General features: G+C 64.9%; 18 protein-coding genes, 1 tRNA gene and 2 pseudogenes. 10 read left to right on the top strand and 11 right to left on the bottom strand.

What is annotated here, in order from left to right:
• The first annotated feature begins 75 nt into the window (after positions 1-75).
• Together ACVIGA_RS14720 and ACVIGA_RS14715 are read left to right on the top strand one after the other, a co-directional pair.
• The gene (locus ACVIGA_RS14720; RefSeq protein WP_456666944.1) at positions 76-1,770 is read left to right on the top strand and encodes an outer membrane beta-barrel protein; all 1,695 of its coding nucleotides are present in this window, start codon (positions 76-78) and stop codon (positions 1,768-1,770) included.
• A 103-nt stretch (positions 1,771-1,873) separates the two neighbouring features.
• Positions 1,874-2,194, top strand: a pseudogene (locus tag ACVIGA_RS14715) (DUF2147 domain-containing protein); the annotation flags it as partial.
• A gap of 161 nt (positions 2,195-2,355) precedes the next feature.
• Here ACVIGA_RS14715 and ACVIGA_RS14710 read toward each other — a convergent pair.
• A complete protein-coding gene (locus tag ACVIGA_RS14710; protein ID WP_456666943.1) occupies positions 2,356-3,813 on the bottom strand; it encodes a glutamate synthase subunit beta in 1,458 nt (485 codons plus the stop codon).
• A gap of 137 nt (positions 3,814-3,950) precedes the next feature.
• Positions 3,951-8,714, bottom strand: a complete 4,764-nt coding sequence (gltB, locus tag ACVIGA_RS14705; RefSeq protein WP_456666942.1) for a glutamate synthase large subunit — start codon at positions 8,712-8,714, stop codon at positions 3,951-3,953.
• Between the two features lie 471 nt (positions 8,715-9,185).
• Between gltB and ACVIGA_RS14700 the strand changes: the two genes are divergently transcribed.
• A complete protein-coding gene (locus tag ACVIGA_RS14700; RefSeq protein WP_456666941.1) occupies positions 9,186-9,947 on the top strand; it encodes a hypothetical protein in 762 nt (253 codons plus the stop codon).
• A gap of 99 nt (positions 9,948-10,046) precedes the next feature.
• Here the strand turns inward: ACVIGA_RS14700 and ACVIGA_RS14695 are convergent, their stop codons facing one another.
• Positions 10,047-10,523 carry an Hsp20 family protein gene (locus tag ACVIGA_RS14695; protein WP_456666940.1) on the bottom strand — a complete coding sequence of 159 codons (477 nt, stop codon included), beginning with the start codon at positions 10,521-10,523 and terminating at the stop codon, positions 10,047-10,049.
• 220 nt (positions 10,524-10,743) lie between these two features.
• On the opposite strand from ACVIGA_RS14695, the gene ACVIGA_RS14690 reads away from it, so the two are divergent.
• Entirely contained in the window at positions 10,744-11,691 is a 948-nt protein-coding gene (locus ACVIGA_RS14690) for an alpha/beta fold hydrolase (RefSeq protein ID WP_223966886.1), read from the top strand.
• Between the two features lie 27 nt (positions 11,692-11,718).
• On the opposite strand, the gene ACVIGA_RS14685 is transcribed toward ACVIGA_RS14690, so the two are convergent.
• Both ACVIGA_RS14685 and ACVIGA_RS14680 read right to left on the bottom strand, forming a co-directional pair.
• Positions 11,719-12,378, bottom strand: a complete 660-nt coding sequence (locus ACVIGA_RS14685; protein ID WP_456666939.1) for a hypothetical protein — start codon at positions 12,376-12,378, stop codon at positions 11,719-11,721.
• 60 nt (positions 12,379-12,438) lie between these two features.
• Positions 12,439-14,238 carry an adenylate/guanylate cyclase domain-containing protein gene (locus ACVIGA_RS14680; RefSeq protein WP_456666938.1) on the bottom strand — a complete coding sequence of 600 codons (1,800 nt, stop codon included), beginning with the start codon at positions 14,236-14,238 and terminating at the stop codon, positions 12,439-12,441.
• Between the two features lie 240 nt (positions 14,239-14,478).
• On the opposite strand from ACVIGA_RS14680, the gene ACVIGA_RS14675 reads away from it, so the two are divergent.
• On the top strand, positions 14,479-15,114 hold the full coding sequence (locus ACVIGA_RS14675) for a LysE family translocator (protein ID WP_456666937.1): 636 nt from the start codon (positions 14,479-14,481) through the stop codon (positions 15,112-15,114).
• Positions 15,115-15,183: 69 nt separating this feature from the next.
• Here the strand turns inward: ACVIGA_RS14675 and ACVIGA_RS14670 are convergent, their stop codons facing one another.
• Positions 15,184-15,936 (bottom strand): sulfite exporter TauE/SafE family protein, encoded by a 753-nt coding sequence (locus ACVIGA_RS14670; protein ID WP_456666936.1) that lies wholly within the window; start codon positions 15,934-15,936, stop codon positions 15,184-15,186.
• A gap of 91 nt (positions 15,937-16,027) precedes the next feature.
• Here ACVIGA_RS14670 and ACVIGA_RS14665 point away from each other — a divergent pair, with 91 nt between their 5' ends.
• Both ACVIGA_RS14665 and ACVIGA_RS14660 read left to right on the top strand, forming a co-directional pair.
• Positions 16,028-16,921, top strand: a complete 894-nt coding sequence (locus tag ACVIGA_RS14665) for a LysR family transcriptional regulator (protein ID WP_456666935.1) — start codon at positions 16,028-16,030, stop codon at positions 16,919-16,921.
• A gap of 19 nt (positions 16,922-16,940) precedes the next feature.
• Entirely contained in the window at positions 16,941-17,588 is a 648-nt protein-coding gene (locus ACVIGA_RS14660) for a glutathione S-transferase family protein (protein ID WP_456666934.1), read from the top strand.
• Between the two features lie 102 nt (positions 17,589-17,690).
• Here ACVIGA_RS14660 and ACVIGA_RS14655 read toward each other — a convergent pair whose 3' ends face one another.
• From ACVIGA_RS14655 to ACVIGA_RS14645, 3 genes are all read right to left on the bottom strand, one after another.
• Positions 17,691-18,659, bottom strand: a complete 969-nt coding sequence (locus ACVIGA_RS14655) for a tripartite tricarboxylate transporter substrate binding protein (protein ID WP_456666933.1) — start codon at positions 18,657-18,659, stop codon at positions 17,691-17,693.
• Positions 18,660-18,746: 87 nt separating this feature from the next.
• Positions 18,747-19,526 carry a histidinol-phosphatase gene (gene hisN, locus ACVIGA_RS14650; RefSeq protein ID WP_097671783.1) on the bottom strand — a complete coding sequence of 260 codons (780 nt, stop codon included), beginning with the start codon at positions 19,524-19,526 and terminating at the stop codon, positions 18,747-18,749.
• 565 nt (positions 19,527-20,091) lie between these two features.
• Positions 20,092-20,979, bottom strand: coding sequence for an N-formylglutamate amidohydrolase (locus tag ACVIGA_RS14645; RefSeq protein ID WP_223966898.1), 888 nt, complete (start codon positions 20,977-20,979; stop codon positions 20,092-20,094).
• Between the two features lie 305 nt (positions 20,980-21,284).
• On the opposite strand from ACVIGA_RS14645, the gene cpdR reads away from it, so the two are divergent.
• From cpdR to ACVIGA_RS14630, 3 genes and pseudogenes are all read left to right on the top strand, one after another.
• Complete coding sequence (cpdR, locus tag ACVIGA_RS14640) at positions 21,285-21,644, top strand: cell cycle two-component system response regulator CpdR (RefSeq protein WP_092123795.1); 360 nt, start codon at positions 21,285-21,287, stop codon at positions 21,642-21,644.
• 79 nt (positions 21,645-21,723) lie between these two features.
• A tRNA-Val gene (locus ACVIGA_RS14635) sits at positions 21,724-21,798 on the top strand.
• A gap of 432 nt (positions 21,799-22,230) precedes the next feature.
• Positions 22,231-23,220, top strand: a pseudogene (locus ACVIGA_RS14630) (IS30 family transposase); the annotation flags it as partial.
• Between the two features lie 161 nt (positions 23,221-23,381).
• Here ACVIGA_RS14630 and ACVIGA_RS14625 read toward each other — a convergent pair.
• A complete protein-coding gene (locus ACVIGA_RS14625) occupies positions 23,382-24,218 on the bottom strand; it encodes a hypothetical protein (protein ID WP_456666932.1) in 837 nt (278 codons plus the stop codon).
• Positions 24,215-25,789 carry a putative bifunctional diguanylate cyclase/phosphodiesterase gene (locus ACVIGA_RS14620; protein ID WP_456666931.1) on the bottom strand — a complete coding sequence of 525 codons (1,575 nt, stop codon included), beginning with the start codon at positions 25,787-25,789 and terminating at the stop codon, positions 24,215-24,217. The genes ACVIGA_RS14625 and ACVIGA_RS14620 overlap by 4 nt, the downstream gene beginning before the upstream one ends.
• Positions 25,790-26,010: the final 221 nt, after the last annotated feature.

The raw sequence follows: 26,010 nt of genomic DNA, 5'->3' as shown, positions 1-26,010 counted from the left end.
TGAATTCGTTGGAGTATTTCCATCGTGTGGCGGCGGCCAGCAAGCGGCCCAAATCGGCGTGGACACTTCGTTCGCGTGGTTTTGCCATGCCTTCTGCTGACTTTTTCGCTGACCGCGACGACCGGGCTCGCCATCGCCCAGACCGTGACGCCGGATCTGTTCAGCCCGAACCGGCAGAGCCAGGTGATCACCCAGGATTCGCCGCTGCGCCGGACCACGGCCGATGCCACGGATCCGCTCAGCGGCTTGCGGCTGCCTGACGCCGATCCCGGCCGGCGTGCTTCGTCGTCGACATCAACCACGGACCGTGTCGGACAGGTCCCGACCTACGGTCTTCCTGCCGCCAACGGCGCCGCGACATCGGGCTATGACTCGCTCAACCGGAAGCGCCTGAAGCCGAAATATTATCCGGGCCAGGCCAAGCCGAAGCCGCCGCCGGGACCCGGCTCGCCGGCGCCGACGCCACAGCCGTTGACCGCGGCCGGGCAACTGCGGCTGTCGATCCCGCCGTCGGAGACCGCCAGCAAGCCGCCGCTGCCGCCGGCGATGGCCGGCACCATCGTCGGCCAGCCGCCGCGCAGGCGGCTCAAGCTCGACGACGATCCGTTCGGCGCGGTCGGCGATTACGCCGGCTCATTCATGGTCAAGACCGCGGTCGAGGTGATGGCGGGCTACGACACCAATCCGGGCCGGTTGAATTCGCCGCAGGGCAAGGCGTTCTACATGGTCGCGCCGGAATTCGTCGCGATGTCGGACTGGGAGCGCCACGCCGTCGTCGCCGATCTGCGCGGCTCCTTCACCGGCTACGGCTCCCAGCTCACGCCGATCGACGGCACGCCGCTGTCGGCGCCGCTCGATGTCGACCGTCCGAACTTCACCGGGCATATCGACGGCCGCCTCGATGTGTCGAGGGACACGCATCTGACGGGACAGGCCCGCATGCTGGTCTCGACCGACAATCCCGGCAGCCCGAACGTGCAGGCCGGCCTCGCCAAATATCCGATCTACACCACGGTCGGCGGCACCTTCGGCATCGACCAGAATTTCAACCGCATGCAGGTCTCGCTTGGCGGCACCGTCGACCGCACCGATTACCAATGGTCGAAGCTGACCGACGGCACCTCGTCGTCGAACGACGACCGCAACTTCACCCAATATGGCGGTGTCGGCCGCGTCAGCTATGAGCTCAATCCGGCCGTGAAGCCGTTCGTGGAAGTGGAGGGCGACAGCCGCTTCCATGATCTCTATCTCGACCGCGCCGGTTACGCGCGCAATTCGTCGGGCGGTTACGCCAAGGTCGGCACGTCGTTCGAATTCACGCGGATTCTGTTCGGCGAAATCTCGATCGGCTATGCTAGGCGCGACTATGTCGACCCGCGGCTTAGCCCGCTTGAGGGCCTGCTGACCACCGCCTCGCTGACCTGGAATGCGACGCCGCTGACCACGGCCAAATTCTACTCCGACACCCAGCTCGGCGAGACCACGCTGCCCGGCACCTCCGGCGTGCTGTCGCGCACTTACACCGTCGAGGTCGACCACGACTTCCGGCGCTGGCTGACCGCGATCGGCAAGTTCACCTACGGCACGCTCGACTACCAGGGCGACAACCGCAACGACACCATCTACTCGGTGTCCGCCGACCTGATCTACAAGATGACCCGCAGCCTCTGGATCAAGGGCACGGTGCGCCGCGACTGGCTGGATTCGAATTTGGCGGGACAGAGCTCGTCGTCGACGGTGGTGATGCTGGGCGTGCGGGTGCAGAACTAGAGGGCCTCGCTGCTTCACGTGCGCCCTGTGGCACTTTGGCGGAGTTCGTCCAGAATGGACGGACGAGAATGACGCCTTCAATCCATCGGGAGGAACGACGACTATGCGCAAACTTTCCCTGGCTGCCGCAGCACTGGTCATCGCCGCAGGCGCCGCTCATGCGGATTCGATCGACGGCGCCTGGATTACCGCGCGCGGCGATACGGCCGTGATCTCCGGCGGCACGATCACGCTGAAGACCGGCAAGTTTGCCGGCAAGACCATCGGTTCGATGAAACCCGCAGGTGACGGGAAGTATGCCGGCACGATCACAGATCCGCAGGACGACAAGACCTATTCAGGCACGGCCAAGCTTGCCGGCTCCTCGCTGGAACTGACCGGTTGCGCGATGAGTGTGTTCTGCCGGACGCAGACCTGGAAGAAGAAATGGGACGAGCCTTCCCATTGCCGTAATGGGTCCGTGAGCCGCCGGTGCCGCGGCTCGTCCGCCTCCAGCCTTGACGCCTCTGGAATACTGGATCGCCCGCTTTCGCGGGCGATGACAGCTGAATTGCTGAGATGCAGTTCGACGTGTCTGCCGAGCGACTACCCCGGCAGGTCGGTCTTCCCCATCAGGAAGCTGTCGATCGAGCGTGCGCACTGGCGGCCTTCGCGGATTGCCCAGACCACGAGCGACTGGCCGCGGCGCATGTCGCCGGCGGAGAAGATCTTCGCGCGCGAGGTCTGGTAGTCCTGCAGGGAGGCGCGGACGTTGCCGCGCTGGTCGAGCTCGACGCCGAGCGTCTTGAGCAGGCCCTCGTGCACCGGATGGACGAAGCCCATCGCCAGCAGCACGAGCTCGGCGTCGAGCGTGAACTCGGTGCCGGGCAGCGGCTTGAACTTGTCGTCGACCTTGACGCAATGCAGTTTTGTCACCTTGCCGTCGACGCCTTCGAACTTCGTCGTCAGCACCGCGTATTCGCGCACCGCGCCTTCAGCCTGGCTCGACGAGGTGCGCATCTTCAGCGGCCAGTTCGGCCAGGTCACGCCCTTGTTCTCGTGCTCGGGCGGCGCCGGCATGATCTCGAGCTGGGTCACGGACTTCGCGCCCTGCCGGAACGAGGTGCCGATGCAGTCCGAACCGGTGTCGCCGCCGCCGATCACGACGACATGCTTGCCGCCGGCCAGGATATCGGCTGTGCCGTTCAGCGGCTCGCCGGAAACGCGGCGGTTCTGCTGCGGCAGGAAATCCATCGCGAAGTGGATGCCGGCGAGGTCGCGGCCGGGGATCGGCAGGTCGCGCGGGGCTTCCGCGCCGCCGGTCAGCGCGACCGCGTCATACTGCTTGGCGAGCTCCTGCGGGTCGATCGCACCTGGCGTCGAGCCACCCACCGCCTTGCCGTAGTGGAAGGTGACGCCTTCGGCCTCCATCTGCGCCACGCGGCGGTCGATGACGTCCTTCTCCATCTTGAAGTCGGGAATGCCGTAGCGCAGCAGGCCGCCGGCTTTGGCGAACTTCTCGTAGACATGCACCTCGTGGCCGGCGCGCGCGAGCTGCTGGGCGGCGGCCATGCCGGCGGGGCCGGAGCCGATCACGGCAACCTTCTTGCCGGTCTTCTGCGCAGCGATCTCCGGCTTCAGCCAGCCATTGTCCCAGGCGCGGTCGACGATCGCGCATTCGATGGTCTTGATGGTGACCGGGTTGTCGTCGATGTTGAGCGTGCACGACGCCTCGCACGGCGCGGGGCAGATCCGGCCGGTGAATTCGGGGAAATTGTTGGTCGAGTGCAGGTTGCGCGAGGCCTCTTCCCAGTTGCCCTGATAGACGAGGTCGTTGAAATCGGGGATCTGGTTGTTGACCGGGCAGCCCGGCGTGCCCGGCGCGGTCGAGCCGGTGCCGTGGCAATAGGGGATACCGCAATTCATGCAGCGCGCGGCCTGGTCGCGCGTGTCCTTCTCGCTCAGCGGAATCACGAACTCGTTGAAGTTCTTGAGCCGATCGGCGACCGGCTCGTACTTGCGGTCATGCCGCTCGATCTCGAGAAAACCTGTGATCTTACCCATTGAAACCCGATGCCCCTGCATCTCAGTTGTCCGTCATTCCGGGCTGCGCCGCGAGACGCAGACCCGGAGGTCTCGAAGTGGTTCGACGAGATTCCGGGCACGCGCTGATGCGCGCCCCGGAATGACGCCCGGTGATACTACGCGCCGATCGCGATCTTCGGCTCGGCGTCGGCGTTGGCTTTCATTTCCTTCAGCGCGCGGCGGTACTCGACCGGCATCACCTTGCGGAATTTCGGCAGCCAGCTCTTCCAGTCGGCGAGGATCTCGGCCGCCTTCTTTGAACCGGTCAGCTTGGCGTGACGCGTGATCAGGACGTGCAGCCGCTCCACGTCGGAGTCGAGCAGGTTCTGGAACACGTCGACCCGGCCATGCGCCTCGAGATCGCCGGAGTGGTGGTAGGTGTCGGCGTTGATCATCTCCTCCGACAGCACCGGCTCCAGCTCGACCATCGAAAGGTTGCAGAGCTTGCTGAAGTCGCCGCTCTCGTCCAGCACATAGGCGATGCCGCCCGACATGCCGGCCGCGAAGTTGCGTCCGGTCTTGCCGAGCACCACCACGATGCCGCCGGTCATGTATTCGCAGCAATGATCGCCGGCGCCTTCGACGACCGCGACCGCGCCGGAGTTGCGCACCGCGAAGCGCTCGCCGGCGATGCCGCGGAAGTAGCACTCGCCCGCGATCGCGCCGTACATCACGGTGTTGCCGACGATGATCGATTCCTCCGGCACGATGCCGGAGTTCTTCGGCGGCTTGACGATGATGCAGCCGCCCGAGAGGCCCTTGCCGACATAGTCGTTGCCTTCACCCTCGAGTTCGAAGGTGACGCCGTTGGCGAGCCAGGCGCCGAACGCCTGTCCCGCCGTGCCCTTCAGGCCGACATGGATGGTGTCGAGCGGCAGGCCGGCATGGCCGTAGATCTTGGCCACCGCGCCCGACAGCATCGCGCCGGCGGAACGGTCGGTGTTGTTGATCTCTTCCTCGATCTTGACCGGCGCACCGCGATCGATCGCGGCCTGCGCCTTCTCGATCAGCCGGCGGTCGAGCACGGCCTCCAGATGATGGTTCTGGCCTTCCGAGTGATAGATCGTCTGGCCCTTCTCCTCCTTCTGCCGCACGAACAGCTTGGAGAAGTCGAGGCCCTTGGCCTTCCAGTGCGAGACCAGCGCGGTCTGGTCCAGCATCTGGACCTGCCCGACCATCTCGTCGAACGACTTGTAGCCGAGCTGCGCCATGATCTCGCGCACTTCCTCGGCGACGAAGAAGAAGTAGTTGATGACGTGCTCGGGCTGGCCGGTGAAGCGCTTGCGCAGCACCGGATCCTGGGTCGCGACGCCGACCGGGCAGGTGTTGAGGTGGCACTTGCGCATCATGATGCAGCCCGCCGCGATCAGTGGCGCGGTGGCGAAGCCGAACTCGTCGGCCCCGAGCAGCGCGCCGATCACGACGTCACGGCCGGTGCGGAAGCCGCCGTCGACCTGGACCGCGATGCGGCTGCGCAGCCGCTGGCGCACCAGCGTCTGATGGGTTTCGGCAAGACCGATCTCCCACGGCGAGCCGGCATGCTTGATCGAGGTCAGGGGCGAGGCACCGGTGCCGCCCTCGAAGCCCGCGATGGTGACATGGTCGGCGCGTGCCTTGGCGACACCGGCGGCAACCGTGCCGACGCCGACCTCGGACACCAGCTTGACCGAGACCTGGCCGTCCGGATTGACGTTCTTGAGGTCGTAGATCAGTTGGGCGAGGTCTTCGATCGAGTAGATGTCGTGATGCGGCGGCGGCGAGATCAGGCCGACGCCCGGCGTCGAATGCCGGACGCGCGCGATCGTCGCGTCGACCTTGTGGCCGGGCAACTGGCCGCCTTCGCCGGGCTTGGCGCCCTGCGCCATCTTGATCTGCATCATGTCGGAGTTGACGAGGTATTCCGTCGTCACGCCGAACCGGCCCGAGGCGACCTGCTTGATCGCCGAGCGCATCGAGTCGCCGTTGGGCAGCGGCTTGAAGCGGTCGGATTCCTCGCCGCCCTCGCCGGTGTTCGACTTGCCGCCGATCCGGTTCATCGCGATCGCGAGCGTGGTGTGCGCCTCGCGCGAGATCGAGCCGAATGACATCGCGCCGGTCGAGAAGCGCTTGACGATGTCCTTGGCCGGCTCGACGTCCTCGAGCTTGACCGGCTTGCGCTTGTCGTCCTCGGCGCTCTTGATCCGGAACAGGCCGCGCAGCGTCAACAGACGCTCCGACTGCTCGTTGAGGATCTTGGCGAACGCCCGGTAGCGCTCCAGCGAGTTGCCGCGCACGGCATGCTGCAACGTCGAGACCGATTCCGCGGTCCAGGCATGGTCCTCACCTCGGGTGCGGTAGGCATATTCGCCGCCGACATCGAGCGCGCTCTTGTAGATCTGGCCGTCACCGAACGCATCGGTGTGGCGCCGCACCGTCTCCTCGGCGATCTCGCCGAGGCCGACGCCCTCGATCCTGGTGTGGGTGCCGGCGAAATACTTGGCGACGAAGTCAGCCTTGAGGCCGACGGCGTCGAAGATCTGCGCGCCGCAATAGGACTGATAGGTCGAGATGCCCATCTTGGACATCACCTTGAGCAGGCCCTTGCCGATCGACTTGATGTAGCGCTTGACGATTTCATAGTCGTCGAGCGCTCCGGGCAGCCGGTCCTTCATCGCGAGGATGGTCTCGAACGCGAGATAGGGGTTGATCGCTTCGGCGCCGTAGCCGGCGAGGCAGGCGAAGTGATGCACTTCGCGCGGCTCACCGGATTCCACGACGAGGCCCACTGAAGTACGCAGGCCGGTGCGGATCAGATGATGATGCACGGCGGCGCAGGCGAGCAGCGACGGGATCGGGATCCGGTCGGTGCCAGTCATGCGGTCCGACAGGATGATGATGTTGATGCCCTCGCGCACCGCGCCCTCGGCGCGCGCGCAGAGCTCGTCGAGCACCTGCTCCATGCCCGCCGCGCCGAAGCCGGCGTGGAAGGTGGTGTCGAGCGTGCGCGACTTGAAGTGGGTCTCGGGAACGTCGGAGATCGAGCGGATCTTCTCGAGGTCGGCATCGGTCAGGATCGGCTGCCGCACTTCGAGGCGCTGGGTCGAGGCGACGCCCTGCAGGTCGAACAGGTTCGGCCGCGGCCCGATGATCGAGACGAGGCTCATCACGATCTCTTCGCGGATCGGATCGATCGGCGGGTTCGTCACCTGCGCGAAGTTCTGCTTGAAGTAGGTGAACAGCTGCTTCGGCTTGTCCGACAGCGCCGAGATCGGCGTGTCGTTGCCCATCGAGCCGGCTGCTTCCTCGCCGGTGGCCGCCATCGGCGTCATCAGGATCGTGATGTCTTCCTGGCTGTAGCCGAACGCCTGCTGGCGATCGAGCAGCGGCAGGTTGGAGCGCACGCCCTTGGCCGACGCATCCGGCAGCTCCTCGAGCTGGATCTGGGTGCGGTGCAGCCAGTCATTGTAGGGATGGCTCTTGGCGAGGTCGGCCTTGATCTCGTCGTCGGGAATCAGGCGGCCCTGCTCGAGGTCGACGAGCAGCATCTTGCCGGGCTGCAGCCGCCACTTGGTGACGATCTGGTCCTCCGGAATCTTCAGCACGCCCATTTCGGACGCCATCACGATGCGGTCGTCCTTGGTGACGAGATAGCGCGCCGGGCGCAGGCCGTTGCGGTCGAGCGTCGCGCCGATCTTGCGGCCGTCGGTGAAGGCGATCGCGGCCGGGCCGTCCCACGGCTCCATCAGCGCGGCGTGATATTCGTAGAAGGCGCGGCGCTGCTCATCCATCAGGGGATTGCCGGCCCACGCTTCCGGAATCATCATCATCACGGCGTGTGGCAGCGAGTAGCCGCCCTGCACCAGGAATTCGAGCGCGTTGTCGAAGCAGGCGGTGTCGCTCTGGCCTTCATAGGAGATCGGCCACAGGCGGCTGATGTCCTTGCCGTAGAGCTCCGAATGCACGGAGGCCTGCCGCGCCGCCATCCAGTTGACGTTGCCGCGCAGCGTGTTGATTTCGCCGTTATGGGCGATCATCCGGTAGGGATGCGCCAGCGACCAGGTCGGGAAGGTGTTGGTCGAGAAGCGTTGATGCACCAGCGCCAGCGCGCTGTCGAAATCCGCTTCATGCAGGTCGGGATAGTACTTGCCGAGCTGGTCGGCGAGGAACATGCCCTTGTAGATCACGGTGCGGCACGACAGCGAGCACGGATAATAGCCCGCCATGCCGCGGTCGCGGCGCTGATAGATCGCCTGCGAGATCGACTTGCGCAGGATGTAGAGCCGGCGCTCGAAATCGTCCTCGGTCTTGACCGCATTGTTGCGGCCGATGAAGACCTGCATGTGATAGGGCTCGGTCGGCTTCACCGTGACGCCGAGCGAGGAATTGTCACTGGGCACGTCGCGCCAGCCGAGCAGCTTGAAGCCCTCGTTCTTGATCTCGTCGGCGATGATGCTCTTGATCACGTTCCGCCACGCCGCATCACGCGGCATGAACAGCGCGCCGATGGCGTATTCGCCGGGCTTCGGCAGCTTGAAGCCGAGCTCGGCGGTCTTGCGCGCGAAGAAGGCGTGCGGGATCTGCACCAGGATGCCGGCGCCGTCACCGGCGCGCGGGTCGGCGCCGACGGCGCCGCGATGCTCGAGGTTGCACAGGATGCTCAGCGCATCGGAGACGATCTGATGCGACTTCTGGCCCTTGATGTTGGCGATGAAGCCGACGCCGCAGGAGTCCTTTTCCAGGCTCAGGTCGTACAGGCCTTCGGCCTGCGGGCGCCAGGTGTGAAGCTCGGGGGTGTGCGGTCCATAGGACGCATCATGCGCGGCATCGGCGGCTTTCGAGTCCGCGGTCGCCGACAGCATGCCTGTCACGATGGTTTCGCGCTCGAATTCCGACCCGCTCATGTGTCCTCTCCCTTTCGTAAGGGGCCTCACCGTATTTGGCGCACCTTGGACGTTGCGGCACCCACCGGGCCACCGCTCGTCCGCCGCGAGCCGCATTTTCCTAAATTCAGGCGACGGGCGTTTCAACGTCCCCTGAGGGACGGCCCTGCCTGCAGCATTCTCGGAGCCCGGGGCGCCGAGTTTTCGTTGCAATCCCTATGCCGGAATGGCCTCGAAATTGAGACAGCTTTGCTGTCCTAACCTCGACCTTGCCAAATTTTTGTCTATCACACAAGCGCGAGGAAGTCCTCGCCCGCATGCTTGGATCGGACAGCTCGGCGGGTGCCCGGGCGCCGCTGATTCGAAGCAAACACGCCGTGATCTGGCCCAAGGAGGGACCAAGGACCGCCGGAATTCAAACCGAAATTTCGCCCGGCAAGCCGGCAAGAGAGCGGGAAGCTCCTCAAGGCGGGCCAGACAGGAGTAACGGCGATGAAGTTGTTCACAGGTTCGGTCACAGCCGCCGCCCTCGCGCTCAGCGCAGCCTCGGCCCAGGCGCAGCTGGCGACATCAGCCCGGATCGGCAGCCCGGCGCTGGTCAGGGTATCCGACATGGACGGGCCCTACGCCGCCATGCCCGAGGTTCCACCGCCGCCGCGCTTCGGCCGCGTCCCGAGCCTGTTGCCGCCGGTCGAGGTCTATACCGTGCTGCGCGAGAACGGCTATCTGCCGCTCGGTGCGCCCCAGCAGCGCGGCTTCGTCTACACCATCTCGGTGATCGACCAGGGCGGCGACGACGGCCGGCTGGCGATCGACGCCCGCGACGGGCACATCGTCCGCTTCACCCCGGCCTACCGGCTCGGCGACAATTTCGAAGAGGAGATGAGCGCGACCTACGGCCCGGTCGGCCCGATGCCCCGGGCGATCCAGGCCCGGGTGCCGCGGCCGCCACTCCCGATCCCGCATGTCGCCAGCCGCGTGCCGGTGCCGAAGCGGAGCCCGCTTGCGGCCAAGGCCCAGGTTCCCGCCACTCCGGCTCCCGCATCTGCGGCCCAGGCGGCCGTCCCGCCGACCGCTGCGCCACAGCCTGCACCCGCCCAGGCAGCCGCACCCGCGCCGGCCGAGCAGGCTGCGGCGGCGCCGCAGGCCGTTAGGCAAGCCGAGGTCCCGACCGTCGGTCAGGCCGCTTCGCCGCCGCCGGCGCCCGCGATCCTGCCGACCCAGCAAATGCCGAAGGTGCAGGGGCTGGAGTAATTGGCTCCATCCGGGCTACGAAGCCGCCAACAAAAAACGCCCCGGTTTCCCGGGGCGTTTTCGCGTTCAGCCAATATCTGCCGACGCGGGATCTGTCGCTTAGGCTGCGACCTTGCTGGCCGAGCCGTCAACCACCTGCGGGGCCTTGTCGCCGCTGCCGATCGGAATGCTGCGGGGCTTCTTGGCCTCGGGAATCTCGCGAACGAGATCGACGTGGAGCAGGCCGTTCTCGAGCGAAGCGTTCTTCACCTGCACGAAGTCGGCAAGCTGGAAAACGCGCTCGAAGGCGCGGGAGGCGATGCCGCGATAGAGCACTTCGGCCGCGCTGCCGGAGTTCTCGTTGGCGGTTTTCTCGCCCTTGATCGTCAGCGTGTTCTCCTTCGCGACGATCGAAAGCTCGGCCTGCGAGAAGCCGGAGACCGCAACGCTGATCCGGTAAGCATTCTCGCCGGTGCGCTCGATGTTGTAGGGGGGATAGCCGGGGCTGCCGTCCGAAGTCACCTGATCGAGCAGGCTGAAGAGGCGGTCGAAGCCGACAGTGGAACGATAGAACGGAGTGAGGTCGTAGCTACGCATAGGGTAGTCCTCCAATGAGCGACTGTTTCAGTTACCCGCCCGCCATCGGGCCGGGCTTAGATGTGTGCAGCCTCATGTTCCGGTTCCGAAACACTGGTAGCGGCCTGCACCGAGGTGATATGGGAGGGGTCACGTCGCGTTCAAGAGGCGGAAACCGCGCAGCTTTTTTCGGCGCCCGCGTGCTTGATCTCCACCCTGTCCCACCACTTCGGTCTCCTGCATGACGCTCGTCTCGATCCCCGCCAACCCGGTTCCGGACGACGTTGTCAGTGGCACCATCAAGACACCTGACGGAGCCGAGCTGCGCTTCGCGCGCTGGGCGCCGCCGCCCGGCCGCAAGGGCACGGTCTGCGTGTTCGGCGGGCGCGGCGAGATGATCGAGAAATACTTCGAGACGGTGCGCGACCTGCGCGACCGCGGCTTTGCGGTGGCGATGATCGACTGGCGCGGGCAGGGCCACTCGTCGCGGCGGCTGCGCGATCCGCGCAAGGGCTATGTGCGCGACTTCGCCGACTATGAGGTCGATGTCGAGGCTTTCGTGCAGCAGGTGGTGCTGCCGGATTGCCCACCGCCCTATTTCGCGTTGGCGCATTCGATGGGCGGCGCTGTCCTGCTGCGGATCGCGCATGCCGGCAAGCGCTGGTTCGACCGCATGGTGCTGTCGGCGCCGATGATCGACCTGCCGCGCCGCCGCGTCTCGTTCTTTCCGAGCGCGCTGCTCAGGATCATGCGGCTGACCGGGCAGGGCGGCAACTACGTTCCGGGCGGTAACGATGAGCTGGTCGGCCTTGCGCCCTTCATCGGCAATCCCGTCACCAGCGACCCGGTGCGCCACGCCCGCAATGCGGCGATCCTGGAAGAAGACCCGACGCTCGGCATCGCGGCGCCGACGGTCGCCTGGGCCGACACCGCGTTCACCGCGATGCGCACCTTCCGCGGCATGTCGTATCCGACCGAAATCCGCCAGCCGATCTTGATGCTGGCGGCGAGCAATGACGAGGTGGTGTCGACGGCGGCGATCGAGGAATTCGCCTACCATCTGCGCGCCGGCTCGCATCTCGTGATCGCCGGCTCCAAGCACGAGATCCTGCAGGAGCAGGATCGCTACCGCGGGCAATTCTGGGCGGCGTTCGACGCCTTCGTGCCGGGCACGCCGCTGTTCAAGTGAACCATCTATTGGTGTGGGGCTCGCGGCTCAGCCGTTGAGCAGCGCGACGATCCGGTCGGGAAAGCGCTTTTCCACGAACAAGGTCCTGACCTCGGCGACGCTGAGATAGCGGTCCTGGCCTTCGCCCTTGCCCATGATGTCGAGCAGCACCGGCCACTCGCCAAGCATCAGAAGCGGATAGTAGCAGTGCAGGATCGCGTAGGACGGAGGATGCTCGTCCTTGGCGCGCTGGAAGTTCGCCGCCATGAAATTCTTGATCTCGGAGGCCGACAGCCCGCGCTCGACGCTGCCGTCGGGCGCCTTGTGGTCCGTGCCGAAGGTCGCGAGCCGCGCGATCTCGTCCTCATGCACGACGGCATGCTGATCGAGGATGCGCGAGCCGGCGCCGTGCTTGTCGAGCGGGCCGTTGCGCAATTCGTCGAGGATGGCGCCCTGCAACAGGCTGCGCACCTGGCTGAAGGGGCCGATGCCGTTGGCCATCTGCGCGACCATGAAGATCTTGGCGCCGGCGCTGAGCGCCGGAAGACCGGTCTTCCCGGTGGTGCGGTCGATGGTTTCGGTCAGCTTCGGCAGCGGCACGATATGGCCGCCGACATAGTCGCCGGCAACCAGCGCACGCAGGAACGGGCACGGATTGTCAGGGGAAACCTGCGGGGCGGGTGCCGCGCTTGCAGCCGTATCGGACATCAAACCACATCCTGAAAAGCTTCAGCTTAAAAAGCATCCGTTACCGGTGGATGAATTCGCTCAGGAATCAGCGGCGAATTTCGAGTTGGATGCAACCAGAGCGAGTTTGCCGAAGGGGAGGCCGGCTTTCAAGAGGCCATCGCGATAGAGCGCGATATCGGCCGGGTTCTTCCAGTGGAAATTGCGCAAATGACGCTCGACCGTGAGGTCGGGATGGTTGGCGAGCAGCGCTTCGGCCGCCTGCGCGGCTTCGTCGGCGCGGCCGAGCTGGGCGAGTGCCGCGGCGCGCACCGCAAGACCCTGCAGGTGATTCGGGTTGAGATAGAGCGTTTCGCGCGACCATGACAGCGATGCGTCGTATTGTCCGAGCAGGTAATGGCTGAACGCGTTCAAGGCGCCCCATTGGTAGCGCGGGTCGCTGTTGCCGCGCTGGACCGCGGTCGAGAACAGATCGACCGCCTTGCGATGATCGCCGATTACCATGTGGCAGATGCCAAGCACGCCGCGCGCGCCCATGTCGTAGGGGTTGAGCTCGATCGCCCGCTTGATGGCGTCCATCGCGGCTTCGTAGTGGCCCTGCATCGCATGCAGATAGGCCAGCAGCGAAAATGCAAACGAGGAGCGCGGGTCGAGCCGGACGCTGCTCTCGGCCAGGCTGACCGACGAGGCCCACAATTCGCGCGTGCTCGGAATCCAGCCGAACTGCACGCTCTGGATCTGGATCAGTGCGAGATAGGCGCGCGCGATCGACAGCGCGGGGTCGAGCTCGATCGCCTCCTTGAACAGCGCGATCGCGGTTTCGCAATCGTCCTTGGTCTGATGATAGTAGTGCGACAGACCCTTCAGGAAGCGGTCCCACGCGGTCAGCTCGGCGTTCGGCGAACGCGCCGGCGCCGAGGCCTCGGCGCGGTAGATCTCCTGGGCCACCGCGGCGGAGAGGTTGGCGGTGATCTCGTCCTGCATCGCGAACAGGTCGCCCATGTCGCGGTCGTAGCGGCCGGTCCACAGCTGCTCGCCCTTCTCGGGCGCGATCAGTTCGGCGGAGACGCGGATCTTGTTGCCGGCGCGGCGCACCGAGCCCTGGATCAGATAGGTCGCGTCGATCTCGCGCGCGATCAGGCGGGTCGAGACGTTCTTGCCCTTGTAGGCGAAGGTCGAGTTGCGGCTCAGCACGCGGTAGAAGGATTGCAGCGACAGCGCGTGGATCAGATCCTCGGTCAGGCCGTCGGAGAAATATTCGTCGGCGCCGCCGCTCAGATTGTCGAACGGCAGCACGCCGACGATCGCGGTCCGGTATTGCCCCGGCAGATGCGGGCCGTCGTCGGGAACCTGCTCCTGCTTGTCGGTGCCGGCCGGCGCCCAGGTCCAGACATGGATCGGCTCGGTGATGTTCTTGAAGCGGTGCGGGCCGGCATCGACCAGGCTGACGGCAAGTCGCCGGCCTGACTCGGTGCGGGCCTTGTCCGACACCGCGATGCCGCCCGGCACGGCGACGGTCTCGAGGCGGACGGCGATGTTGACGTCGTCACCGAACACCTCGTCCTCGTCGGCCATGACGTCGCCCATGTGGACGCCCATCCGGAAGTGCATGGCGCGTTCGGCCGGCAGATGTTCGTTGCGCTCTGCCATAAGGGTCTGCATCGCGACGGCAGCCTCGATCGCGCCGATGATGCTCGGAAATTCCAGCAGGAAGCCGTCGCCGGTGTTTTTGACGATTCGGCCGCCATGGTTGAGGATGATCGGGTAGATCGCGCTGCGGTGCGCCTTGAACGAGGCATGCGTCCCCGCCTCGTCGACACCCATCATGCGGGAATAGCCGGCGATATCAGCGCAAAGAATGGCAGCGAGCCTTCTTTCCATGTCTCCTGTGCCCTGGAATTGGCCACTTAGCCGAGGTGACCGAATCCGATACTTACAAGACAGGCCGGGTCCGGCGGAAGCGCGGTTTACGGGCACCTATAATGCATAGTAGCAGGAATTGGCATGCGACCAACGGATCGTACAGTCCGTTTCTCTACTGAATTCGTGTGTCGCTGCGATGGCGCAGGTTGGCTGACCGTCCTTTCGGGGTCGTTACTTACATAGGTTAATGTGGCCGAGATGCTGGGAATTCACGAGCTTTGGCTGTTCGTCCTGTCCGGGTTGCTGCTCAACGTTACGCCGGGGCCGGATACCGCTTATATCATAGGGCGCACGATTCAGCACGGGTGGCGTGGCGGAGCCGCTGCGGCGATCGGTATCAGCTGCGGCTGCCTGGTCCACGTACTGGGCGCGGCGATCGGGCTGTCGGCGCTGCTGATGGCGTCGTCGACGGCGTTCCTGGCCGTCAAGCTGATCGGCGCGGCCTATCTGGTGCTGACCGGGCTGCAGATGCTGCTGTCGCGCGCCAAGCCGATCGCTGACATCGCCGGGCAGGGCGGCGAGGCCTCGATCTCGCGTGTGTTCTGGCAGGGGGCGCTGACCAACATCCTCAACCCGAAGGTGGCGCTGTTCTTCCTGGCATTCCTGCCGCAATTCGTGGCGGCGGACTCAGCGCACAAGACGCTCGCCTTCCTGGTGCTCGGGCTGATCTTCATCACCGGCGGCACGCTGTGGTGCCTTGGCCTCGCCGCCTTTGCGGCGCGGGCTGCCGGCCGCATCCGGCAATCGACCGGCGTGATCGCCTGGATCAACCGCTCGCTCGGCGCGCTCTTCATCTATCTCGGCGTCCGCGTCGCGATGCTGGAGGTGCGCTAGCGTCGCTAGAGCGTTTTCGAGCGAAGTGGCTACCGGTTCGCGTGAAGAAAACGCGTCAAACAAGAATCTCTAGCCGTGGATCTTGAGCAGCGCGCTGCCGGCCAGATAGATGCCGAGCAGGATCATCGAGATCAGGAACCAGCGGCGGAACACGTCCGGCTGCATCCGGGTGCGGACCGCCTGGCCGATGAACATGCCGATGAACGACGCCACCATCGCCACTGCGCCCGGCAGCGCGGTGGCCGCGGTCAGCAGCCCCGAGGCGGTGAGGTTGAAGGCGAGCGCCACGGTCGCGGTGGTGAAGAAGACGCCGAGCGCCTGCACCAGTTCGTCCTTGTCCATGCCGATCGCCTGCATGAACGGCATCGAGGGAATGACCTGGACGCCGGTTGCCGCCGAGATCAGCCCGGTGATGACGCCGACGATGCCGCCGACCCATTTCTCGTGGCGCCGCGCGACCTTGAAGTTGAATCTGCTCAGGCCGACGATCGCGTAGATCACCAGCAGCGCGCCGAGCACCACGGTGCCGTAGGCTGCGTAAGGCCCGGTCAACAGCCCGGCATTGATCCAGATTCCGACCACGGTGCCGAGCATCAGCGGCCACAGCCGCTTGAGAATGTCGCGCAGATAGGGGCCGACGAAGGTCTGCCAGATATTGGTGACGATCGCCGGTACGATCACGATCGCAATCGCCTGACCCGGCGCCATCGTGGTTGCCAGCAGTCCCATCGCGACCGTCGGCAGACCGAGGCCGAGTGTCCCCTTGACGAAGCCGGCGAGCAGGAAGGCGAAAGCGATGAAGATCAGGAGATGGTCGACCATGGCTGCACATTGACCGATCGCGCCGATCGGCACAATCTGGAGGTTACGGAGTTAGCCTTCGGATCACCCGAAGGGCGGGGCGGGAAACGTCATGCGGTTCGACCTGATCGACTTGCAATTGTTCATCGCGGTTTCGGATGCGCGCAGCATCACCCAGGGCGCGGCGCGCGCAAACCTTGCGCTAGCCTCGGCCAGCGAGCGGATCAAGGGCCTTGAAGAGGCGCTCGGCGTCGCGCTGCTCAAGCGCGGCCGCCGCGGCGTCGAATTGACAGCGGCGGGCGAGAGCCTGCTCGGTCACGCGCGGATCGTGATGCATAATGTCGAGGCCTTGCAGAGCGACCTCGCCGCCTATGCCAGCGGTGTCCGCGCCAACGTGCTGCTGCTCGCCAACACCTCGGGCCTGTCGGAGCATCTGCCGCGGGCGCTGGCGGCGTTCCTGCACGAACATCCCGATATCAGCGTCGACGTCGAGGAGCGCGAGAGCACCGATATCGCGACCGCGATCGCCAGCGGCGCCGCCGATCTCGGCTTCGCCGCCGAACACGCGCTGCCCGACAGCGTCGAACGCTTCCTGTTCAGCGAGGACCGGCTGATGCTGGCGGCGTCGCGGCGCAGCGATCTCGGCGGCCGCCGCCAGATCGACTTCCAGGAGGTGGTCGGCCGCGATTTCGTCGGCCTCACGGCGACGTCGGCGCTGCAGGTCCATATTTCGCGGCACGCGGCAAAACTTGGTGCGCGGTTGCGCTTCCGCGCCCGCCTGCGCGGCTTCGACGCCATCTGCCAGATGGTCGCCGCCGATGTCGGCATCGCGGTGATCCCGGAAACTGCGGCACGGCGCTGCGCGGCGGCGATGCCGATCACGACGATCAGGATCCGCGACGCCTGGGCCAACCGCCGGCTGACGATCTGCGCGCGCAGCTTCAAGGCATTGCCGCGCGCAGCCAAGCAGCTGGTGGAATATCTGCGGGCCGAAGCGCAACGCTGACGAAGCCGAGGAGAGTGCGATGCTCAAGGTCTGGGGAAGGCGCAGTTCGTTCAACGTGCAGAAGGTGATGTGGCTGATCGGCGAGCTCGATCTGGCGCACGAGCACATCGATGCCGGCGGCGCGTTCGGCGGGCTCGATGCGCCGGCATTCCTCGCGATGAACCCGCACGGCCGCGTGCCTGTCGTCCGGGATGACGACGCCACCGTCTGGGAATCCCACGCCATCCTGCGCTACCTCGCCGCGCGCTACGGCAACGGCCGCTTCTGGTCCGATGATCCCGTCATCCGGGCGCGGGTCGATGGCTGGATGGATTGGTCGCAAACCGCGCTGCAGCCGGATTTTCTCGGTGGCGTGTTCTGGGGATTTTTCCGCACGCCCGAGAACCAGCGCGACCGGCCGGCGATTCACAAGGCGCTCGCGCGTTGCGAGCAGCACTTTGCGAAACTCGAACAGCTCCTCGAAGCCAGGCCGTTCCTGCTCGGCGAGACGTTGTCGCTCGCGGACATCACCGCGGGAACTTCGCTCTATCGCTATTTCGGGCTCGAGATCGCGCGCCCGCCGCTGCCGGCGGTCGAGCGCTGGTATCAGCGGCTGCAGCAGCGCCCGCCGTTTCGTCAGCACGTCATGATTCCGTTCGTGGAGCTGCGCGGCCGGCTCGATTACTAGAGCGTTTTCGAGCGAAGTGGATACCGGTCCGCGTGAAGAAAACGCGTCAAACAAGAATCGAGGGCTTTGGTTCTGATTCAATCAGAACCGAAGCTCTCGCTCTTACTTCGCCGTCACCACGCCGGCATCCTGGATCACGTTCGCCCATCTCTTGATGTCGGCGGCGATGAAGTCGCGGAAATGCTCCGGCGTGTCGCCGGCCAGAGTCAGGCCTTGCTCGGCGAGTTTTGCCTTGACGGTCGGATCGGCCATCGCGTCGGTCGTGATCTTGTTCAGCCTGGTGACGATCGCCGGCGGCGTTCCGGCGGGCGCAACCATGCCGTACCAGTTCTCGATGATCAGGTCGGGCATGCCGGCTTCCGCCGTGGTCGGCACGTCGGGCGCGGTCGGCGCACGCTCGCGGCCGCCGAGCGCGATCGGTCGCAGCGTGCCCGCCTTGATCTGCGGCAGGATCACCGGCAGGTCGAGGAAGGTCATCTGCACCTGCTGCCCCAGGAGATCGTTCACCGCCGGCGCCGCGCCGCGATAGGGCACATGCACGATATCGATCTTCGCCGTCAGCTTGAACAATTCACAGGCCAGATGCGGCAGGCTGCCGGGGCCGGAGGAGGCGAAGTTGAGCTTGCCCGGCTGCGCCTTGGCGAGCGCGACCAGTTCGCTCATGTTCTTTGCCGGCACGTCGGTGGCGACAACCAGCATCTCAGGCACGGTCGCGACCAGCGTCACCGGCGCAAGATCCTTCAGCGTGTCGTAGGCGACCTTCTCCATGCTCGGGCTGATCGCCAGCGCTCCGGCGCTGGCGATCGCAACCGTGTAGCCGTCGGGTGCGGCCTTCGCGACCGCATCGGTGCCGAGCACACCACCCTGGCCGGCGCGGTTGTCGACGATGACCGGCTGCTTCACCAGTTCCGAGATCTTCTGCCCGATCACCCGCGCGATGATGTCGTTCGGTCCGCCGGGCGGGAACGGCACGATCAGCCGGATCGGCTTGGTCGGGAACTGCTGGGCGCTGGCGGTGACGGGCGCGAGAAGCAGGAGAATGGCCGCCAGCAGCCTGCCGCAAATCGTCATGTGCGCCGATCCCTGACTTTTCTCGTTGCCGTCAGGATGGGCGCAGATCAATCGCCCGGCAACTCAAGAAATCAGGCGGAGCAAGGATCAGGCGTTGAGCAGCTTCATCGCGGCTTCGTGCACGCGCGGATCGCCGGCTGCGATGATGCGGCCGCCGCCTTGCGCCGGCTTGCCGTCCCAGGTGGTGACGACGCCGCCGGCGCCGGTGACGATCGGGATCAGCCCGGCAATGTCGTAGGGCTTCAGCTCGGTCTCGACCACGAGGTCGAGATGGCCGGCCGCGAGCATGCAATAGGAGTAGCAGTCGCCGCCGTAGCGCGACAGGCGCGCCGCATGCTCGACGCGGCCGAAGCGGGCGCGGTCATCCGGATTCATCAGCAGCGGGCTCGTGGTGAAGACGGTCGCCTCCTTCAGCGAGGCGCAGCGTCGCACCGAGAGCCGCCGCTCGCCCGACGGCCCGGCGTAATTCGCCGAGCCGTTATCACCGGAGAAGCGCTCGCCGATATAGGGCTGGTGCATCATGCCGAATACCGGCGTACCTTTGTGCAGCAGCGCGATCAGCGTGCCCCAGATCGGAAAGCCGGCGATGAACGACTTCGTGCCGTCGATCGGGTCGAGCACCCAGACATAGTCGGCGTCCTCCCGCTCGTTGCCGAACTCCTCGCCGACGATGCCGTGCTGGGGGAAGTTCGCCTTGATCAGCCGCCGCATCACGGCTTCCGCGGCCCGATCGGCCTCGGTGACCGGATCGAAGTCGCTCGAGCTCTTGTTGTCGACCGAGAGCGAGGTGCGGAAGAAGGGCAGGATGGTTTCGCCGGATGCGGTCGCGAGGCGGCCGATGAAGGCGGTAAAGTCAATGACCGTCACGGCATGTCCCTGAAATGCGCAAACGACGCGATAGAAACCGGATGCGTTCTTGCCTAGCTCAATCGCAGACGGCGCGCACGATTAACGAAGCGTTATCCCAGCCTGATGACGCGGTTCCGGACTTTCGATTTGGCTTCGATTCGAAAGTCTCCTTGGCTTCGGGGCGGATCACGAAGTTGCGAGTTCTGGTATACAAGCTATGCGCTGAACGCTGTCCGATCTCGATTTTCTCGCGTAAGATATTGATATTCAACATCTTAATTTGGAGCGCCGGCCGTGTTGCAGTTTCGCCAGACTTACCAACATTACCCAAGAAATGTTTCGAAAGTTCTTGCGTTTTGTGCAGCGCGGTCGCATATTGTTGCGGTGCGGTAGCGCCTCGCGCTATCGCTGCCCTCCTTGGGCGTTTCCTCCCTAGACTTGGGCCGCTTGTTCATTCAAGCGGCCCTTTTTTCTTGGGCCGTCATTTCTGCGAGTGAACTGAGAATCCAGTTCGGCGCTTTGGCATCGCCAGTTTGAATTCTTGGTTCATGTCTTCATCGGCATCACGATGCCGACGAAGGATTTACTCCGCTGCCGCCTGGAACGGGCCGAGATCCCCGAACGGAATTTTCGCGAGCGCATCCGCCAAGGTCGCAAAGTCGGCCGCCACCTGGGCGAAGCGCGGTGAACGCTCGCGTTGGCGCTCATCCATATAGACCGCGCGGTTGAGTTCGATCTGCACCGTGTGCAGGCCGCTCGCCGGGTTGCCGTAATGCTCGGTGATGAAGCCGCCGGCATAGGGCTTGTTGCGGCCGACCGAATAGCCGAGCGAGCCCATGATCTCCTCGACCAGGTCGGGCAGCAGCGGCGCGCAGCTCGTGCCGTAGCGGTCGCCGATCACGACGTCGGGCCGGCGCGGCTCGTCGCGCGATACGCCGACTGACGGCATCGAATGGCAATCGACCAAAATCACGGCACCGAACGCCTGGTGCGCCTTGTTGATCAGCCGGCGTAGCGCGCGGTGATAGGGCTTGTAGAGCACCTCGATCCGCCGCAGCGCCTCGTCGACGTCGAGCCGCTCGCGGTAGATCTCCTGGCCGTCGCCGACCACGCGCGGGATGGTGCCGAGACCGCCAGCCACCCGCATCGAGCGCGTGTTGGCAAAGCTCGGCAGCCGTCCGGTGAACATCCGCGGGTCGAGCTCATAGGGCTCGCGGTTCACGTCGACATAGGAGCGCGGGAAGTTGACCCGGATGATCGGAAAGCCGCGATCGCTCACGCCCGCGATCAACTCGTCCATGAAGCTATCTTCGGAGCGGCGCAGCGAGGCCACGTCGATTCGCGACGCCTCAAGGAACTCGGCCGGGTACACCGAGCCCGAATGCGGGGAATTGAAGATGATCGGCGCGCGCCAGGCCTGCGGCTCAACGATCTCGAACGGGGGCGACAACTCGCCAGCAAATTCGGTCATTCCCTTGGCGCCGTCCCTTGCGTCCGCCTCGTCCCGCAAGAACTGATTCTGCCGGAAAAGCGGAGATTTATGGGCGGGCATTGTCGGTAATCGCGATCATTCTGCCAAGTGAAAAGAGTGTGGCGCCGCCTGGAACGCGTCTTAAAGGCGGGAAATGCCGCACAAGGTTGATTCGATGCGTGGTTCGGTCCACAACTGATCGGCGCGCATTTGCCGCTGGCTTGACGCAAATTTCACCCGAAATTTACCGTCTGTCGGGCTTACTGTTCGGACTGCTCCTCAAGCCGGATTCGACGATCCCTGCCATGCCGAAAATTCTTCTCGCCGAAGACGACACCGATATGCGCCGCTTTCTGGTCAAGGCACTGGAAAATGCGGGTTTCAAGGTCTCGCCGCACGACAACGGCATGTCGGCCTATCAGCGGCTGCGTGAGGAGCCGTTCGAAATGCTGCTCACCGACATCGTGATGCCCGAGATGGACGGTATCGAGCTGGCGCGCCGTGCCTCGGAACTCGATCCCGATATCAAGATCATGTTCATCACCGGCTTTGCCGCGGTGGCCCTCAATTCCGATTCGGAGGCGCCGAAAAACGCCAAGGTGCTGTCCAAGCCCGTGCACCTCCGGGAATTGGTTAGCGAAGTGAATAAGTTGCTGGCGGCCTGATTCGCCAAAAAACCTTCACTTTGTATCCTTGCCTGCCCCGTCCGGGTCCGTTATAGGGACCCGATCCAAACATGGCTTTGGGTGCGTAGCTCAGCGGGAGAGCACTACCTTGACATGGTAGGGGTCACAGGTTCGATCCCTGTCGCACCCACCACGCTTCGCCCTGACGGGCTTCGCGTGGCGCAGCCACGCGGAGACCATCAGGTCGAAGCGTGTCCGGCGTAGCTTGAGCTTGCGAAAGCGAAGACGGACTACCTCCGCAAGCAAGCTTATCCTATCGTCGCGAAGCGAGAGAAGGATGCCACGCCGAAGCCCAAAGGGCGAAGGCGAGCCCTTGGCCGCGAGCTACGGCTCGGCATGCCACGCTTCGCCATGACGGCGGGCTTCTGATTCAATCTGCCAGACAGCTTGTTCGACAACACGCTGGCCCCCACGTCGTCGTCCTGGCGAAAGCCAGGACCCATAACCACCGCATTCAGTGATGAACCAGATCGTGGCCCCGGCTTCGCGCAACAATTGAGATTTGGGGTAATGGGTCCCCTGAGTTCACAAACGAAGTGCAACACTTCCTTGAGGAGGTGTTGCCATGGGGCGGACTTACAAGCAGCTCTCTCTGGACGACCGATGCGAGATTGCCTGTCTATCGGCCAATGGCAGCTCGGTCCGGCAAATCGCGGCAGCTCTGGATCGCTCGCCATCAACAATCTCTCGGGAACTGAGCCGTAATCGGAGCGTTCAGGCTGGCTACAAGCCAAATTATGCCCAGCAACAGATGCGAGCGCGGCGCTGGACGGGCGGACGCCTCGAACGGGAGCCCGTCCTGCGCCGCGCGGTGTTGCAACGCCTTCGCCGAGGTTGGTCGCCGGAGCAGATCGCCGGCCGGCTGGCCCGCGAGTGCGGGCACAAGGTGATCTCCCACGAGACCATCTACCGCTTCATCTATGGCCAACTCAGGCGCACCTCGGACTTCAGCTGGCGACGCTACCTGCCGCGCGCCAAGAGCAAGCGCGGCCTCCGCGGCAAGCGAGGCGGCAGCCCCGCAAGCTTCATCGAAGGCCGTGTTTCCCTGGCAAATCGGCCCCTTGAGGTTGCCGACCGTAGCGTCGCCGGGCATTGGGAGGCCGATTTGATGATGTTCTCGAAGTACGGTCAGGCCGTGCTGACCGTGCATGAGCGCACCTCTCGCCTGCTGCTCGGCATCCGCCTTGCCAGCAAGGTTGCGCGCGGTGTCGCACGCCATCTCGTCCGCTTCTTCGCTGCCCTTCCACAAGAGCTGCGCCAGACCGTCACCTTCGACAACGGCACCGAGTTTGCCGGTCACCTGGCGCTACATCGCCTCTCGATCGAGACCTTCTTCTGCGATCCCCACGCGCCCTGGCAGAAGGGTGGTATCGAGAACGCCATCGGCAGGATGCGCCGCTTCATCCCTCGCAAAACGGATCTCGTAACCCTCTCGACCGCCAGATTCCGCCAGTTCATCGCCACCTACAACAACACCCCACGCAAATGCCTTGACTACCGCACGCCTGCGGAGTCCTTTGCCGATCAAGTGTTGCACTTCGAGTGTGAATCCACCTCCTGGCTTTCGCCAGGACGACACCGAGAGTGTTGCACGATCTGCGCGTCACAGATCCGCGCTCTCGCGACACTCTTTGTACGAGCTTTGGATCTCGTTCCGCCTCTCCATTAGTTGAGGGCGCAGCGAAAGCCGGGCGCCGATCGCACCCACAAGACCGGTCAGTGCTGCAGGTTCCTGCCGCTCCAGGGTGAGGGCCGCGCCGGTGCGGCCGCGGCGCCGACCAACGGACGCCGATTCCAGTCCAGCACGGAGTCGCTGTGCAGCTGCTCGACGACCCAGAGGAAATAAACCGAGGCGGGAATGCCGATCAGGTCGAAGACGAGCATCGATCCGCTGCCGTGCGTCGTGGCGTCAATGAGATGGATCAGCGCGCAGGAGAAGAAGACGCCCGCCAATGCGGCCCCCGACAGCGACCACACACCGGTCGCCAGATAGCGGCGCACCTGATGGTCAGCCAGGTACCAACCGACCAGGCCGTAGGTCACGGTGACGAACACGTTGGCATAGAACGTGGCCGAGGCGACGTCGATCCAGGTGCTCGGCATCGCCACGCGGGCGGCAAGTTCGGCTGACGTGCACAGGAACGGGATGTTTGCGCCGGGCTGGGCCATCGCCCAGGCCGCCAGCCAGCCTGCCGTGATGGCGAAGCCGCCGACCAGCAACATCGCGCGATGCGGCGAGAGAGCGATCAATCGCTCGCCCTGGCCACCCAATATCGTCTCGAACCGCAGGTACACAAATGTCAGACCTGCCGGCAGCCCGAGCAGGGTGACGGCGAGCATCGACCAGGACACGCTTTCGCCCTGCAGCACCTGGAAGCCGTGCACCAGATGATGCGGGCCGCAGCTTGCCGCCATCATCGAAAATCCGATGCCGAAGCGGGACCAGCCGCGGTAACGATGCAGGCTGACCGTTTCCCAGGCCGACAAGACCCCAAGGCCGGCGTAAGCCAGTCCGATCGCCAGATTGCTGAGACCGATGACGAGATAGATCATCGCGAGACCGTCGCCTTGGTGCCCATGGGAGCCCCGATGTGATCAAGGAATTCGTCGATGAAATAATGATGACCGCGCCGCACTGGTCCCTCCACCGGCTGCGCGGCGTGCAGCGCGCGTCCCGAACTCGGATGCCAGAGCGCCCTGGTCAGCATCGGCGCGATCTGTTCGGCGGCAACCGGCCGCGAAAAGAAATAGCCTTGGGCAACGTCGCAACCCATGCGGAGCAGCATTGCGGCCTGCTCACTCCGTTCCACGCCCTCGGCGATGGTGTGCTTGCCCATCGCGTAGGCGAGGCTGAGGATCGACGATACGATCGCCGTATCGCCGGGCTCGCTGCTGAGACCGTCAATGAAGCTGCGGTCGATCTTCAAGACTTCGGCCGGCATGTCGCGCAGGCGCGACAGCGATGAGTGCTCGGTGCCGAAATCGTCGATCGCGACGAACACGCCGAGCTGGCGGATCTGATCGAGGATTTGGACGACCTCATCCGGGGCGCTCATCATGACGCTTTCGGTGATTTCGAGACACAGAGCGGTCGGATCGACATTGGTGCTGGCGAGAACCTGGCGGAGCTCCTGAATGAAGTTGGGCTCCGCGAGCTCGCGCGGCGACACGTTCACGGTCATGGCAAGCGGGCAGCCAGGCATCAGCCTCGTCCACTCGGCGAGCTGGCGGCAGGATTCCTGCAGCACCTGCCGTCCGATCTTGACGATGAGCCCGCATTCCTCAGCGACTGGGATGAAGTCAGCGGGCGAGATGATGCCGCGCTCCGGATGTCGCCAGCGCACCAGCGCCTCGACGCCGACGACGCGTCCATCCTTCAGGCGGACCTGCGGCTGATACTCCACGAACAGCTGCGATTCCCGCAGCGCCGCCCGCAAATCGGATTCGATCTGAACGCGCTTCTCGGCGCGGGCATGCAGCTCGTCGTTGAACTCTGCCAGTCGCGCACGGCCACGGACCTTTGCCGCATAGAGCGCGGTATCCGCCTCGCGCAGCAATTGTTCGGCGCCCTTGGTGCCGGGCTTGCAGTGCGCGAGCCCCACGCTCGCCGATACCACGACTTCCTTGCCGGAGAGCAGGATCGGTTCCGCCAGCGCCGCAAGGATCCGCCTGCCGAGGTCCGCTCCGGAGCAGCCCGAGGCGCGCGGATGGAGAACCACCATCTCGTCGCCGCCGAACCGGCTCGCAGTATCTTCCGGCCCGAGACAGCCAAGGATGCGCCGGGCCATTTCGGACAACACCTCGTCGCCGCTGCTATGGCCGAGTGAATCGTTGACGAGCTTGAAGTTGTCGAGATCGACGAACAGGACCGCGATCCGCGCGCCGTCATCGGCCTCGCGCGCCAGTTCGAGATCCAGCCGCTCGAGCAGCAGGCTGCGCGTCGGAAGTCCGGTCAGCTGGTCATGCGCGGCCGTGTGCATCAGGCGTGCAATGACGCCGCGCAGGCGCTCGACCTCGGGGTTTGTTCCGACCGATGGAACGGCGGAATCACGCTCAACGCCCGAATGCTGTTCCCTGATCGCGGCCCCGAGCCGTATTGAAATGTTCGGCCGCAGTCCAGCCATTCCCGTCCCCACTATCACTATAATATCCGGTGACGGTAGGCAGTCTGGAGTTTGCAAAAGGTTGCGTGAAGGCTGCCCGCGACTTTTGCCCGATAACGATTTGCAAGATGGTTACAAATCTACGACAGGCGCGCGGTCCATTTATTGCGACTTTCGTCGAGGGCCAATTGCCGCCGTGCCGACGCATGGCTATCCGGAACGGGCGCGGTTGCCGGGATAAT

This window comes from Bradyrhizobium sp. USDA 3240 (genome assembly GCF_054063295.1).
This window is presented reverse-complemented; position numbering and strand designations above follow the sequence as displayed.

Excerpts from the sequence above, each read along its gene's own strand:
- ACVIGA_RS14660 (WP_456666934.1), top strand. The coding sequence starts at position 16,941 with ATGCTCAAGGTCTGGGGAAGGCGCAGTTCGTTCAACGTGCAGAAGGTG.
- ACVIGA_RS14690 (WP_223966886.1), top strand. The coding sequence starts at position 10,744 with ATGACGCTCGTCTCGATCCCCGCCAACCCGGTTCCGGACGACGTTGTC.
- ACVIGA_RS14710 (WP_456666943.1), bottom strand. The coding sequence starts at position 3,813 with ATGGGTAAGATCACAGGTTTTCTCGAGATCGAGCGGCATGACCGCAAG.
- ACVIGA_RS14695 (WP_456666940.1), bottom strand. The coding sequence starts at position 10,523 with ATGCGTAGCTACGACCTCACTCCGTTCTATCGTTCCACTGTCGGCTTC.
- ACVIGA_RS14680 (WP_456666938.1), bottom strand. The coding sequence starts at position 14,238 with ATGGAAAGAAGGCTCGCTGCCATTCTTTGCGCTGATATCGCCGGCTAT.
- ACVIGA_RS14670 (WP_456666936.1), bottom strand. The coding sequence starts at position 15,936 with ATGGTCGACCATCTCCTGATCTTCATCGCTTTCGCCTTCCTGCTCGCC.
- ACVIGA_RS14645 (WP_223966898.1), bottom strand. The coding sequence starts at position 20,979 with ATGACCGAATTTGCTGGCGAGTTGTCGCCCCCGTTCGAGATCGTTGAG.
- cpdR (WP_092123795.1), top strand. The coding sequence starts at position 21,285 with ATGCCGAAAATTCTTCTCGCCGAAGACGACACCGATATGCGCCGCTTT.
- ACVIGA_RS14700 (WP_456666941.1), top strand. The coding sequence starts at position 9,186 with ATGAAGTTGTTCACAGGTTCGGTCACAGCCGCCGCCCTCGCGCTCAGC.
- ACVIGA_RS14685 (WP_456666939.1), bottom strand. The coding sequence starts at position 12,378 with ATGTCCGATACGGCTGCAAGCGCGGCACCCGCCCCGCAGGTTTCCCCT.
- ACVIGA_RS14625 (WP_456666932.1), bottom strand. The coding sequence starts at position 24,218 with ATGATCTATCTCGTCATCGGTCTCAGCAATCTGGCGATCGGACTGGCT.
- ACVIGA_RS14655 (WP_456666933.1), bottom strand. The coding sequence starts at position 18,659 with ATGACGATTTGCGGCAGGCTGCTGGCGGCCATTCTCCTGCTTCTCGCG.
- gltB (WP_456666942.1), bottom strand. The coding sequence starts at position 8,714 with ATGAGCGGGTCGGAATTCGAGCGCGAAACCATCGTGACAGGCATGCTG.
- ACVIGA_RS14620 (WP_456666931.1), bottom strand. The coding sequence starts at position 25,789 with ATGGCTGGACTGCGGCCGAACATTTCAATACGGCTCGGGGCCGCGATC.
- ACVIGA_RS14665 (WP_456666935.1), top strand. The coding sequence starts at position 16,028 with ATGCGGTTCGACCTGATCGACTTGCAATTGTTCATCGCGGTTTCGGAT.
- ACVIGA_RS14675 (WP_456666937.1), top strand. The coding sequence starts at position 14,479 with ATGCTGGGAATTCACGAGCTTTGGCTGTTCGTCCTGTCCGGGTTGCTG.